Annotated in this window: 15 protein-coding genes; 1 reads left to right on the top strand and 14 read right to left on the bottom strand. The window is 64.5% G+C overall.

Annotated features, from left to right (window positions below):
- Window positions 1-10: 10 nt before the first annotated feature.
- From ACN0X7_RS16035 to ACN0X7_RS16075, 9 genes are all read right to left on the bottom strand, one after another.
- Window positions 11-961 carry a hemolysin family protein gene (locus ACN0X7_RS16035; protein WP_417519089.1) on the bottom strand — a complete coding sequence of 317 codons (951 nt, stop codon included), beginning with the start codon at window positions 959-961 and terminating at the stop codon, window positions 11-13.
- 18 nt (window positions 962-979) lie between these two features.
- Window positions 980-1,483, bottom strand: coding sequence for an rRNA maturation RNase YbeY (ybeY, locus tag ACN0X7_RS16040; RefSeq protein WP_417519091.1), 504 nt, complete (start codon window positions 1,481-1,483; stop codon window positions 980-982).
- Window positions 1,480-2,508 carry a PhoH family protein gene (locus ACN0X7_RS16045; RefSeq protein WP_417519093.1) on the bottom strand — a complete coding sequence of 343 codons (1,029 nt, stop codon included), beginning with the start codon at window positions 2,506-2,508 and terminating at the stop codon, window positions 1,480-1,482. Before ACN0X7_RS16045 ends, ybeY begins: the two co-directional genes overlap by 4 nt.
- Window positions 2,498-3,856: a tRNA (N6-isopentenyl adenosine(37)-C2)-methylthiotransferase MiaB gene (miaB, locus tag ACN0X7_RS16050; RefSeq protein ID WP_417519095.1), complete on the bottom strand. Its 1,359-nt coding sequence runs from the start codon at window positions 3,854-3,856 to the stop codon at window positions 2,498-2,500. The genes ACN0X7_RS16045 and miaB overlap by 11 nt, the downstream gene beginning before the upstream one ends.
- A 98-nt stretch (window positions 3,857-3,954) precedes the next feature.
- On the bottom strand, window positions 3,955-4,749 hold the full coding sequence (locus tag ACN0X7_RS16055; RefSeq protein WP_417519098.1) for a lysophospholipid acyltransferase family protein: 795 nt from the start codon (window positions 4,747-4,749) through the stop codon (window positions 3,955-3,957).
- A gap of 3 nt (window positions 4,750-4,752) precedes the next feature.
- A complete protein-coding gene (locus ACN0X7_RS16060; protein ID WP_417519100.1) occupies window positions 4,753-5,193 on the bottom strand; it encodes a Fur family transcriptional regulator in 441 nt (146 codons plus the stop codon).
- Between the two features lie 31 nt (window positions 5,194-5,224).
- Window positions 5,225-5,680, bottom strand: coding sequence for a GNAT family N-acetyltransferase (locus ACN0X7_RS16065; protein ID WP_417519102.1), 456 nt, complete (start codon window positions 5,678-5,680; stop codon window positions 5,225-5,227).
- The gene (tsaB, locus tag ACN0X7_RS16070; protein WP_417519229.1) at window positions 5,677-6,375 is read right to left on the bottom strand and encodes a tRNA (adenosine(37)-N6)-threonylcarbamoyltransferase complex dimerization subunit type 1 TsaB; all 699 of its coding nucleotides are present in this window, start codon (window positions 6,373-6,375) and stop codon (window positions 5,677-5,679) included. Before tsaB ends, ACN0X7_RS16065 begins: the two co-directional genes overlap by 4 nt.
- Window positions 6,360-6,950 (bottom strand): malonic semialdehyde reductase, encoded by a 591-nt coding sequence (locus tag ACN0X7_RS16075; protein WP_417519104.1) that lies wholly within the window; start codon window positions 6,948-6,950, stop codon window positions 6,360-6,362. Before ACN0X7_RS16075 ends, tsaB begins: the two co-directional genes overlap by 16 nt.
- 95 nt (window positions 6,951-7,045) lie before the next feature.
- Here ACN0X7_RS16075 and ACN0X7_RS16080 point away from each other — a divergent pair, with 95 nt between their 5' ends.
- A complete protein-coding gene (locus ACN0X7_RS16080; protein ID WP_417519106.1) occupies window positions 7,046-8,062 on the top strand; it encodes a polysaccharide deacetylase family protein in 1,017 nt (338 codons plus the stop codon).
- A 5-nt stretch (window positions 8,063-8,067) separates the two neighbouring features.
- Here the strand turns inward: ACN0X7_RS16080 and ACN0X7_RS16085 are convergent, their stop codons facing one another.
- The 5 genes from ACN0X7_RS16085 to argJ are packed head-to-tail and all read right to left on the bottom strand — an operon-like array spanning window position 8,068 to window position 12,362.
- The gene (locus ACN0X7_RS16085; protein ID WP_417519108.1) at window positions 8,068-8,550 is read right to left on the bottom strand and encodes a universal stress protein; all 483 of its coding nucleotides are present in this window, start codon (window positions 8,548-8,550) and stop codon (window positions 8,068-8,070) included.
- 53 nt (window positions 8,551-8,603) lie between these two features.
- Window positions 8,604-9,611, bottom strand: coding sequence for a DUF2333 family protein (locus ACN0X7_RS16090; RefSeq protein WP_417519110.1), 1,008 nt, complete (start codon window positions 9,609-9,611; stop codon window positions 8,604-8,606).
- Between the two features lie 46 nt (window positions 9,612-9,657).
- Window positions 9,658-10,662 (bottom strand): tryptophan--tRNA ligase, encoded by a 1,005-nt coding sequence (trpS, locus tag ACN0X7_RS16095; protein WP_417519112.1) that lies wholly within the window; start codon window positions 10,660-10,662, stop codon window positions 9,658-9,660.
- A 57-nt stretch (window positions 10,663-10,719) separates the two neighbouring features.
- The gene (mutT, locus tag ACN0X7_RS16100) at window positions 10,720-11,130 is read right to left on the bottom strand and encodes an 8-oxo-dGTP diphosphatase MutT (RefSeq protein WP_417519114.1); all 411 of its coding nucleotides are present in this window, start codon (window positions 11,128-11,130) and stop codon (window positions 10,720-10,722) included.
- The gene (gene argJ, locus ACN0X7_RS16105) at window positions 11,127-12,362 is read right to left on the bottom strand and encodes a bifunctional glutamate N-acetyltransferase/amino-acid acetyltransferase ArgJ (protein ID WP_417519115.1); all 1,236 of its coding nucleotides are present in this window, start codon (window positions 12,360-12,362) and stop codon (window positions 11,127-11,129) included. The genes mutT and argJ overlap by 4 nt, the downstream gene beginning before the upstream one ends.
- Window positions 12,363-12,378 lie beyond the last annotated feature (16 nt).

The raw sequence follows: 12,378 nt of genomic DNA on the forward strand, positions 1-12,378 counted from the left end.
GGCCCGCCCGTCAGGAGGCGGACACGACGTGGATGTCTTCCGCGGTGTTCTGTTCGGCTCCACGCACGCGCAGGCGGTGAATTCGCCGTGCGTCGGCCTCCATGATCTCGAACTCCAGACCGCAATCGTGCCGGATCACCTCGCCCCGCTTCGGCACGCGTCCCAGCGCCACGAAGACGAAACCGCCCAGCGTGTCGATTTCCTCGTCTTCCTCGTCGGCCAGCAGGTCACAGCCGACCCGCTCCTCGAACTCGGACAGCTCGAAGCGGGCATCGACGTCGATGGTCCCGTCAGGATGCTCCAGGAAACCGGGGTCTTCGGCATCGTCGTGCTCGTCCCGAATGTCGCCGACCACTTCCTCGATCAGGTCCTCGATGGTGACCAACCCGTCAACGCCACCGTATTCGTCGACGACGATGGCCATGTGCCGGCGGCTTGCGCGCATCTCGACCAGCAGGTCGATCACCGGCTTTGACGGCGGTACCACCACCGGCGGCCTGAGAATGCTGGGCAGGTCGATCTCGCCCGTGCGGCCCCAGAACTTCACCAGATCCTTGATGTGCAGCACGCCCAGAATCTCGTCCATCTGTTCGCGATAGACGGGCAGGCGGCTGTGCGGGGCCTCCCGGTACCGAGCGACGATCTCGGAAAGGGAAAGGCTGACTTCCAGGGCGACGATGTCGCCGCGCGGGACCATGACGTCATCGACGCGTTTGCCCCCCAGCGCGATGATGTTGGCGAGCATCAGCCGCTCTTCATCGCCCAGGGCACCGCGCTCGTCGGCGTCGTCATGTTCCTCGAGTATTTCCTCAATGCTTTCCCGCCAGCCGGCCTCGCCGTTCCGGTTGCGGCTGCGGCCTTTCAGCAGGCCGCCGATCCAGGTGCCGATGCCTGATGAGTCGGCTTGTTCCGTACTGTCCCCGCCGTCTGCGGGGTCGCTACTTGAGGATGGGTCGCTCATGGCCGCTTCAAAATACCTTCAGTTTTCCAGTGTCCGGCCCGCATAGGGATCCGCGATCCCCAACTGTGCCAGAATTACGCGCTCTGTGTCTTCCATGACCTGCGCCTGTTCAGTCTCTTCGTGATCATGGCCCAGCAGATGCAGCAGGCCGTGAATGAACAGGTGCACTAGATGGGCTTCGAACGTCTTGTTCTCAAGGCCTGCTTCCCGGCGGACATAGTCGGCGGCGATGGCGATGTCACCCAGCATGTCATCTTCGCCGGGCATCATGCTTTCATCTGCCGGAAAGGAGAGCACATCGGTCGGGGCATCCTTGCCCCGGAACTCGGCGTTCAGTCTCCGGATGGCCGCTGAATCCATCAATGCCAGACTGATGCTGGCGCTTTCGCCGTCACCGACGATCCGCCATGCGGCGGCGGCGGCATCCTGCAGCAGTCGAGAGACGTCCGGCCAGTCGCCGCTGTCGTGAACGATCTCCAGGCTGATCGGTCCGGGCGCCTGCGTGGCCTGCGGACGGGTCATCCCCGCGGGGCTTCCTGCCCGGCGGTGTCGGTCTCGAACAGTTCCGGCTGGCGGGCGTAGGCATTGACGATCCGCGTCACCAGCGGATGCCGGACGACATCGCGGGCGTCGAAATGCACGAACTTGATCTCGTCGACGTCGTGCAGCACCTCGATCGCCTCGCGCAGTCCCGACTTCATGCCGCGCGGCAGATCCACCTGCGACAGGTCGCCCGTGATCACCATGCGCGAGTTCTCGCCGAGGCGGGTCAGCAGCATCTTCATCTGCACCGGCGTCGTGTTCTGTGCCTCGTCCAGAATGACGAAGGCGTTGGCCAGCGTACGTCCGCGCATGAAGGCGAGAGGGGCGACCTCGATCTCGCCGGTCTCCAGCTTCTTCGCGACCTGTTCGGCAGGCAGCATGTCGTACAGCGCATCGTACAGCGGCCGCAGATAGGGATCGACCTTGTCGCGCATGTCGCCGGGCAGGAAGCCGAGCCGTTCGCCCGCTTCCACCGCAGGCCGCGACAGCACGATGCGGTCGACCCTGCGGGCCAGCATCATCGACACCGCAGCGGCGACCGCCAGATAGGTCTTGCCGGTGCCCGCCGGACCGATGCCGAACACCATCTCACGTTCCAGCAGGTGCCGGGCGTAGTGGATCTGGTTCGGCGACCGCGGCTGGATCATCCGTTTCCGCGTCTGGATCACCACGCCGCTGGCGGCACTGCTCTGCTCGCCCAGCCGGATGGCGTCGTCCACCTCCCGCCGGCTGACGGTCTGGCCCTGCTCCAGCCGCTGGTAAAGGCCGTCGAGAATGTTCTTGGCGCGCAGGCACAGTTCCGGATCGCCGCCGATCAGTACCCGGTTGCCGCGCGTGCTCAGCGAGACGCCCAACTGTTGTTCCAGCCGCACCAGATTCTGGTCGTGATCGCCGAACAGCGAGGACAGCAGCGAATTGTCGTCAAAATCCACAAGCAGGCCGCCCTGATCCGGCGTTCCTGCGGTCACGTCGCTCAAGAGGGGATCCGATCGGTCATGCTGCATCCTCGTCAAAGCGGTCTGACATCGTGCCCGAAATGGAGTTCGCCTTGCCCGCCCGGATGGTGACGGGGGCGATCTGTCCGATGCGATGGTCGGGGGCATCGACGTGAACCGCCTGCATGTACGGGCTGCGGCCCACCAGTTGCCCTTCGTGGCGGCCCCTGCGTTCCAGCAGGACATCCATGGTCGTGCCGACGCTGGCTTGGTTGAAGGCCAGTTGCTGTTCGTTCAGCAGCGCCTGCAGCCGCTGCAGCCGTTCCGACTTGGCGTCCTCATCGACCTGCAGCGACAGCGCGGACGCCGGTGTGCCGGGGCGCGGGCTGTATTTGAACGAATAGGCCTGCGCATAGCCGACGCGGCGGACCAGATCCATGGTCTGTTCGAAATCCTTCTCCGACTCCCCGGGGAAGCCGACGATGAAATCTCCGGAAAGCGCCAGGTCGGGCCGGGCTTCCCTGAGGCGGTCGATGATGCGGAAATAGGTGTCACGGTCATGCCGGCGGTTCATCGCCTGCAGGATCCGGTCGGACCCGGCCTGCACGGGCAGATGCAGGTAAGGCATCAGTTGCGGCACATCGCGATGGGCGGCGATCAGATCCGAGGTCATCTCCAGCGGATGCGAGGTCGTGTAGCGGATGCGAGCGACGCCGGGCAGGTCAGCCAGTGCCCGGATCAGCCGTCCGAGTGTCCAGTCCGATCCGTCCGGCCCCTCGCCGTGATAGGCATTCACGTTCTGCCCCAGCAGCGACAGCTCGACGACGCCAGCACCGGTCAGCCGCTGCGCCTCGGCCAGCACATCCGCCGCCGGGCGCGAGAATTCGGCACCGCGCGTATAGGGCACCACGCAGAACGCGCAGAACTTGTCACAGCCTTCCTGCACCGTCAGGAACGCCGCCGGACCGTTCGACGTCGCGGTGTGCGGCAACTGATCGAACTTCTCGACGACCTCGAAGTCGGTTTCCAGAACGGCCTCGCCGCTGGCGCGGGTCGCGCGCGCGACCATCTCGGGCAGCCGGTGGTAACTCTGCGGTCCGAACACGATATCGACATAGGGTGCGCGGCGGATGATCTCCTCACCCTCGGCCTGCGCCACGCATCCGGCGACGCCGATCACCATCTCCGCACCGGATGCGCGGCGCTTCGCCTGCATCTGGCGCACGCGCCCGAGTTCGGAAAAGACCTTCTCGGCCGCCTTCTCGCGGATGTGGCAGGTGTTGAGGATGACCATGTCGGCATCGTCCGGCGTGGTCACCGTACGATAGCCGAGCGGCGCGAGGACATCCGCCATACGATCGGAATCGTAGACGTTCATCTGGCAGCCGTAGGTCTTGATAAAAAGGTTTTTGGTCACTCAGGCCCGTCAGTCAGGGACGAAGGAAAGGATCAGCGCGCCTACCGCGCCGGTCCGGCACAAACACATTCCGGAAACTAGACCACACGGACACGGAGTCAAGTACGTGCCAGCCGACGCGTACTGCCCGACAGCGCCTCGGAATTGCCCGTCACGATCTGGTCGCGGCAATGACGCGCCAGCAGCTTGCGATTGCCGATCTGGTCGATCGTGACCGGTGCGTAGAATTTCAGCGTGGCTTCGTAGGGGCCGCCGAACAGATAGTCCTTCAGATGGGGTGCCAGATCCATGTCGCCGTACCAGGCCACCTTGTCCATGGAACGGCGGGTGACGGGGAAGCCGTCGACCTTGGTATAGGTGATGGAAAAGGGCTGCACTTTCAGCTTCTTGCCGTTCGGATTCATGTCGGCGAGCGAGAAGAACGCCGTGCGAAACTCGCCGATGCGAAGACCGTCGTAAGAGGTGCCTTCGGGAAACAGGATCAGACTGTCGCCTTTCTCCAGCCGCTTCAGCATCGCCTGGCGTTCCCTGTCGGCGGTTTTCTTGTCGCGGCTGACGTAGATCGTGCGCTGCAGGTTGGCGAGATACTTGATGCCCGGCCAGGTGCCGACCTCGCGCTTGGCAACAAACGATGCCGGCAGCGTCGCGCCCACCGTGACAATGTCCAGCCACGAGACGTGATTGCTGACGAAAAGCACGGGCTCACCGGTGACGGGTTCGCCGACCACGCGAATGCTCAGCCGCAGCAACCGCCGGGCGATGCGGTGCCACAGCATCGGAATCCAGGTGGCAAACCTCGACCCCAGCAGGATGGCAATCAGATGCGGGATCGCCAGGACCAGCGTCATGGCGATGATGATCAGGATCACCAAAATGATGCGGATGACGTCCAAGGGTCAGCCCTTGTTTCCGTCGCGATCCAGCCGGGTTCCGTAAAGTTCGAGCCTGTGATCGACCAGCTTGTAGCCGAGTTCCTCTGCAATCAGGCGCTGCAGTTCTTCAATGCGCTCGTTCTGGAATTCGATGACCTCGCCGGAATTCACGTCGATCAGGTGATCGTGGTGATCGTCGGTCGCTTCTTCATAGCGGGCGCGACCGTCGCCGAAATCGTGCCGCTCCAGGATGTTGGCTTCCTCGAACATGCGAACGGTCCGGTAGACCGTGGCGATGGAGATGTTCGAATCCACCGCCGCGGCGCGCTGATAGACCTGCTCCACGTCGGGGTGATCGTCGGCTTCCGACAGCACGCGGGCGATCACCCTGCGCTGATCGGTCATGCGCATGCCGATATCGACGCATTTCTGTTCCAGTCGTGATGGTTTGGCCCCGGCCGGCATTCGATCGTTTCCTTGCATTCCCAGACAGCTTCTATAGCGACGGCGCGGCCCCGCCGCAAGAAAGCGGCAGGCGGGCGGTCATGATCAGCGCGTCTGAGCCGTCTGCGTAATAATCCTTTCTGCGTCCCGCTTCGGCGAAACCGAGATCGAGATAGAACTGCCGCGCCCCGGCATTGGTTTCGGAAACCTCAAGAAACAGCGCCTTGCACTGCTGAAGCTGACCGGTCGCATCATGCAGCAGCGCGCCGCCGAGGCCCGTGCGCCGCTGCTGCGGCAGAACCCCGATCGTGATGATCTCAGCCTCGTCGGCCGCCTGTCGCAGCAGCAGAAGCCCGGACGGTCGGGACTCGAAGGTGGCGATCCAGGCCGTCGATCCGGGCATTGACAGCAGATCGGCGAAGGATGATTCGGTCCATCCATCGGCGAAGCAGGCCGCGTGCAGACCCGCCAGGAGGGGTGCTGAACGGGTGCGCTCGACCGCAATCACAGGTTCAGGATCGGCCGGGCGGGCACCGCGTCGGGCGCGCGCAGGTAGACAGGCTTCGGCGCAGGCGCATTCGCGCCGGTCAGCGGACGTTCCGACACAAGGCCGATCATGTCGGCTGCATCGGGCCAGACCTCCGCCACTGTCATGGTCGACGGTGTCTCCAGATGCCCGGCGATCAGGGCGGCACCGCTGCCGACGATCACGCTGCCGGGATTCAGCATCGCCGCAGCACCGGCGGCCGACAGCGCCGCTGGGGCGCTCCATGCCTCGGCATAGGGGCCGTCCCCGCGCCGGAAATACTGCGCGTAGACCTGATCGCGCCGGGCATCCAGCGCCGCCATGACCGGGCGGTCCGGCCAGCGCCGGGCTGCCGTGTGTGCCATCAGTTCCAGGGTAGTGACACCGGTCAGTGGAATACCGCAGGCCAGCCGCAGGCCACGCGCTGCCGCCAGACCGATGCGGACACCGGTGAAGGTGCCGGGACCGATGGTCACCGCGACGGCGGACAGGTCCGACGCCTTGAGACCGGCTGCTGTCAAGGCGGTGGCCATCAGGGGCACCAGCGCCTCTGCGTGGCCGCGCTTTCGCCGCTGGTGGGCGGCGAACCGGACATGACCATCGACGCCCACCGCGACCGAAAGCGCATCGGTCGCCGTGTCGATGGCGAGCAGGGACGCGATCAGAGGATCTCGCAGGCTTCGTCGAAATCAAGCCGGGGGCTGCGCTCGAACAGCCCCGAAGGATCGCCGAAGCCGATGTTGCACAGGAAGTTCGACTTGATCCGGCCGTCGGGAAAGAATTCCGCGTCCAGCGCTTCATTGTCGAAGCCGCTCATGGGGCCGCAGTCCAGACCCAGCGAGCGGGCGGCGATGATCAGGTACGCGCCCTGTAGCGTGGAATTCCGGAACGCCGTGATCTGTGCCACGTCCGGATCGCTGAACCAGTTCTTCGCATCCGGTTCGTGTGGGAAAAGCTGCGGCATCTTCTCGTAGAACTTCAGGTCGTAGGCCACGATGGCAACGACCGGTGCCGCCATCGTCTTCGCCAGGTTGCCTTCGGACAGCGAGGACTTCAGGCGCTGCTTGGCGGCGTCCGACACCAGGAACTTCAGCCGCGCCGGCGAGCCGTTCGCGCTGGTCGGGCCATAGCGCATCAGGTGATAGACCGCGCGCAGGGTGACTTCGGGAACCGGTTTGTCCTGCCAGGCATTGTGCGTTCGGGCGTCTCTGAAGATCAGGTCCATATCGGCATCGCTGAGGATTGAAGTCACGGTCTTGGGTCTCCTGCGTTGACACGCCATGGCGCTTGGTTTCGCGATGTCATACTAGATAGCACCCTCAACCGGAAGCATGACGAAGGCCCGACATGATGAAAAAAGCAGCATTGGCATGGCTGATCCTTCTGGGGGCGGTTGCACCTGTATTTGCCGCCGATCATGCCGTGGTCTTTGCCTATCACCGGTTCGGCGAAGACGGTGTGCCGGCGACGAACATCCGGCTGGCCCAGTTCGAGGCGCATCTGGATCATCTGGAGGAGGGCGGCTTCACGGTCTGGCCCTTGTCCAGGATTGTGAAGGCCCTGCGTGATGGCACGGACCTGCCCGACCGCACGGTGGCGCTGACGGCGGACGATGCCTATCGCAGCGTGATGACCGAGGCCTGGCCGCGCCTGAAACAGCGGGGCTGGACGATGACGCTGTTCGTGGCCACCGACGGGGTCGACAGCGGCATCCGCGGTTACCTGAACTGGGACGAGATTCGCCGGCTGAAGGCCGAGGGCATGGAGATCGGTGCCCATTCGGCAGCCCACGGACACATGGCCGAGATGGCCGTCGAAGAAGCCCGGGATGATCTGGAACGGTCCCGCGACCGGTTTCGGGCCGAACTCGATGCGCAGCCCGATCTGCTGGTCTATCCCTATGGTGAGTACAGCGCTGCACTGATCGATGTCGCAAGGCAGGTGGGCTATTCGGCCGCGTTCGGACAGCATTCCGGTGCGCTGTCGCGATCCTGGAACATGTTCGCCCTGCCGCGCTTCGCCATGAACGAGGCCTACGGCAAGATCGACAGGTTCCGCCTTGCGGCCAGCAGCCTGCCGCTCGACGTCACCGACCTCGAACCGGCGGATACCGTGATCAGGCCGGGGGCATATCCGCGGTTCGGATTCCGGATCCTGTCCGACGTCCGCGCGAAGACGCTGAACTGCTTCCATTCCTCAAGCGGTCAGAAACAGACGCTGAGCATCGATGGTGCGGCGGTGTCGTTCCAGCCGCCGGGTGACGCACGACCGGGCCGCAGCCGTTACAACTGCACGGCGCCGGCCGGGCAGGGGCGCTGGTACTGGCATGGCAGGCAGTTCGTGGTGCCGGGCGGCACGGACTGACCGCCTCAGCTCAGCATGTCCACCTGATCCTGACTGAGCGTGCCGGGCACGACGGTCACGGGCACGCGCAGCGATCCGGATCGCTCGCCGGCAAAGGTTCTGACGAGCGGGCCGGGGCCGTTGCTTGAAGCGTCCGCGCCCAGCACCAGAATGCGAATCGACTTGTCCTCGTCGATGACATTCTGAACCTGTTCGATCAGGTCGCCTTCCCGGATCACGAACTGCGGTGTGAGGCTGGTATCCATCAGGATTTCCCGCGCCAGCGCGATCAGCAGTTGTTCTGCTTCCTCGCGCGCTTCCTCGCGCATCAGTTCCCCGACGCCCATCCAGTGCTGGAAATCCGGCGGTTCCGTGACGCGCAACAGCACGACACCGCCGTCGCCCAGCCTGCCCGCGCGCCGTGCGGCCCAGCGCAATGCCAGGCGGCATTCGGGCGTGTCATCGACGACGACAAGGAAATTGCGGACCGACCGGTCTTTCTCGCTCATGCTCCGCCCTGCGGACTGTTGATGGAGGGAACAGTGTGCGGCTTGGCTGCGCGCTATTTCAACAGAATGTTCGAGATTTCTTTCAGCTTCGTCCGTGCCCGAAGCAGATAGAAACCCTGGCTGGTCAGGTGGCTGGGAAAGATGAACCCGTCCGGAGAGCCGTTCATGACCATCAGCGGATCCAGCCCGGCCAGGGTGCGCATGACCGACAGCATGTCGTTCCACGGACGGTTCAGATTGCGTTCGGCCAGTACCGCTTCGTAGTCGCGGCCCAGGTCCCGGAAGATCATGTAATAGGCGTAGGCCTTGCCTTTGATGCGGTAGAACTCGTCATCGACCTGATAGTCGAACCACCAGCCGCCCGCGTGTTCGCGCACGTGGTCGTCGATCGCCTGCGAGGCGGAGCCCAGATCGTTTGCGACGCGTTCGATGGTCGCCTGAAGGTTGTCGGCCCGGCGGTCGAACACGGCGGACCCGCCCGCCAGGCGTTCATTGTAGAGCATCAGCTCGCGGCGCGCGGCCATGTATTCGCTTTCGGCAGGCGTTGCAGGCAGCCATGAGACCGAGAAGTCCCAGGCCCACTTGGTGCCGGATATCTTCAGATGACCGACGGCGCGGTTCAGATTTTCGTCGGCGGCGGATGAACCGCGCACGCGCCCGATCTGGTCCAGAAGCTCGACCGAGAACCGGCTGAGCGCCTCGATCATGCCAAGCTGGAAGTTCGGCATGTTATCCAGCCCCGCCGACGGGAAGAACCACGGATCGTTCGGTGTCCAGTTGTGCTGTCCGACTTCGCGCTCGATCAGCGCGGCCATGGTCGCGACCGTGTAGGACGCCCCCGGCTCCATGCCGACGGGCTCGGCGCGATAGTCGAGATCGTCGTCGATCTTGTGCACGATTGCCATGCCGACCGGATAGTAGAGCGCGGCAAACACCACGACGGCGATCAGCAGGGGTTTCCAGGATGCCTTCACGACGCGGCGGACCCGTCCGGGACCGCCGATGCGCTGGTGCTTCTCCGACCCGATCTGATCGTTCGTGCCCGCGTTCAGATCGCTCATGCCGTCAACTTCCTGTCATTCATGGCTTCAAGGTGGGGGCGCGAGGCTAGCCGCGCAAGAAGCCGACCATGTCCTTGACCTCGTCCAGGATCGGACGGGCGATGGCATCGGCCCGTGCCGCACCGTCGGCCAGCACGCTGTCGACATGATCGGGTGCGTCCATGAGGTGCCGCATCTCGTCGGCAATCGGCGCCATCCTGGCGACCGCCAGATCCGCGAGCTCCTGTTTGAAGCCGGAGAACTGGCCGCCCGCGAAGGCGGCCACAGCCTCCTCCTTGGTGATATCGGAAAGCGCGGCCCAGATGCCCAGCAGGTTGTCTGCCTCGGGGCGTCCTTCGAGATCCTTGACGGTTTCCGGCAGCGGTTCGGGGTCCGTCTTGGCCTTGCGGATCTTCCTGGCGATGGTGTCGGAATCGTCGGTGATGTTGATGCGCGAATTGTCCGACGGGTCGGATTTCGACATCTTCGACGTCCCGTCGCGCAGGCTCATCACACGCGTCGCCGCCCCGAAGATCAGCGGTTCGGTGACGGGAAAGAACTCCTGTCCGTAGTCGTGATTGAACTTCTGCGCGATGTCGCGACACAATTCCAGATGCTGCTTCTGGTCCTCGCCGACCGGCACGTGGGTCGCCTTGTAGACCAGAATGTCGGCGGCCATCAGGTTCGGATAGACGAACAGGCCCACCGCCGCGTTCTCGCGATTCTTGCCCGCCTTTTCCTTGAATTGCGTCATCCGGTTCAGCCAGCCCATGCGGGCCACGCAGTTGAATATCCAGGCCAGTTCGGCGTGCGCGCCGACCTGGCTCTGGTTGAAGATGATCGACTTCGCGGGATCGATTCCCGATGCCAGATAGGCGGCGGCCACCTCGCGCGTCGTGTGCCTCAGTTCAGCCGGATCCTGCCAGACCGTGATCGCGTGCATGTCGACGACGCAGTAGATGCATTCGTAGTCATCCTGCAGGCGGACGAAGTTGCGGATCGCACCCAGATAGTTGCCGAGCGTAAGTCGCCCGGACGGCTGGACGCCTGAAAAAATGCGGCCCTTGGACATGTCGATGGTTCCGTCTGGATTGATTTCGTCGTGGTGTATGCGGTGCCGGTGGCGCGGTCAACCGGCGTCGGCGAGTGTGCGGCGAATGTCCGCCAGCAACGGCGCGTCTGCGGGTGGCATGGGGTAGTCGTCCAGGGCATCCGTCGATGCGAAAGCCAGCCGCTGGCCTTCCAGCCCCTGAGGTTTTCCGGACCATTTCCGGCAGGCGTACACGGGCATCAGCAGGTGAAAATCGTCGTAGGCATGCGATGCAAAGGTGAGGGGGTGCAGATCACCGGCGCGAACCGAGACACCCAGTTCCTCCGCACACTCGCGGATCAGGCAGGCTTCGGGGCTTTCACCGGGTTCGACCTTGCCACCCGGAAATTCCCAGAGACCCGCCATCGCCTTGCCCTTGGGCCGTTCCGCCAGCAGCACTTCGCGCCGGTCGTTGATCAGCGCGATCGCGGCGACCAGTATCAGTTTCACGAGCGGTAGTCGGCGTTGATATCGATGTAGCCGTGGGTCAGGTCGCAGGTCCAGACGCGGGCCGTGCCCTCTCCGATGCCCAGCCCGACCTCGATCCGGATGTCGCGGCCCTTCATGTGATCGATGATCATCGCCTCCCGATAATCCGGATCGGCACCGCCGTCGCGCGCGATCGTGACCCCGCCCACCTTGACGGAGATCCGGCTGCGCTCGGCCTTCTCGCCGGACTTGCCGATGGCCATGACGATGCGGCCCCAGTTGGCGTCCTCGCCCGCGATGGCGGTCTTGACCAGCGGCGAGTTGCCGATGGACATGGCCACGGCGCGCGCGGCCCGGTCGTCCTCGGCACCGGTGACGTCGATGGTGATCAGCTTCTGCGCGCCTTCGCCGTCGCGTGCGATCTGGATCGCCAGATCGCGCAGCATGTCTTCCAGCGCACCGGTGAAACCGGCCAGGGCCGGGTCGTCGGGGCTCGTGATCTCGGGGTGTCGCGGACCCATTCCGGTGGCGAACAGCAGGCACATGTCCGATGTGGACATGTCACTGTCGACAGTCACGCTGTTGAACGTCCGGTCCGCAATGGGTGGCAGGATCGCCTGCAGCACGGTCGCGGGCAGGGCGGCGTCCGTCACCACATAGGCCAGCATCGTCGCCATGTTGGGCGCGATCATGCCAGACCCCTTGGCGATGCCATTGATGGTCACGGTCGCATCGCCGATCTTCGCCGTCGCCGTGGCGCGCTTCTCGAACGTGTCGGTTGTCAGGATTCCTGCCGCGGCCTCGGCCCAGCCCTCGGGAGAAACGTGCTCGGCCAGCACCGGTACGGAGGCGACCAGCTTCTCGATGGGCAGCCGCTCGCCGATCACGCCCGTCGAGGCGACCAGCACCTCCTCGGCAGCACACCCTATGGCTTCGGCCACCGCAGCAGCCGTTGCGGCAACATCCTCGTCACCCTGCCGACCGGTGAAGACGTTGGCATTGCCGGAATTGATGATCACCGCGCGCGCCGTGCCGCCGGGCAGACGCTTTGCGTTCCACGTCACCGGCGCGCCGCATGTGGTCGAGGTGGTCTGCACCCCGGCGACGGTCGTGCCCGGCGCAAACCGGAACAGCGTCATGTCGTGACGGCCCTTGTAGCGCAGGCCGCCCGCGACCGCGCCGACCTTGCACCCTGCGATGGCTGGCAGATCGGGCTGACTCTCAGGGGCGAGGGGCGAGACGGGGAGAGGCATGGCAGATTCTTTCGCT

The organism is Minwuia sp., assembly GCF_048263705.1.
GTDB lineage: Bacteria > Pseudomonadota > Alphaproteobacteria > Minwuiales > Minwuiaceae > Minwuia.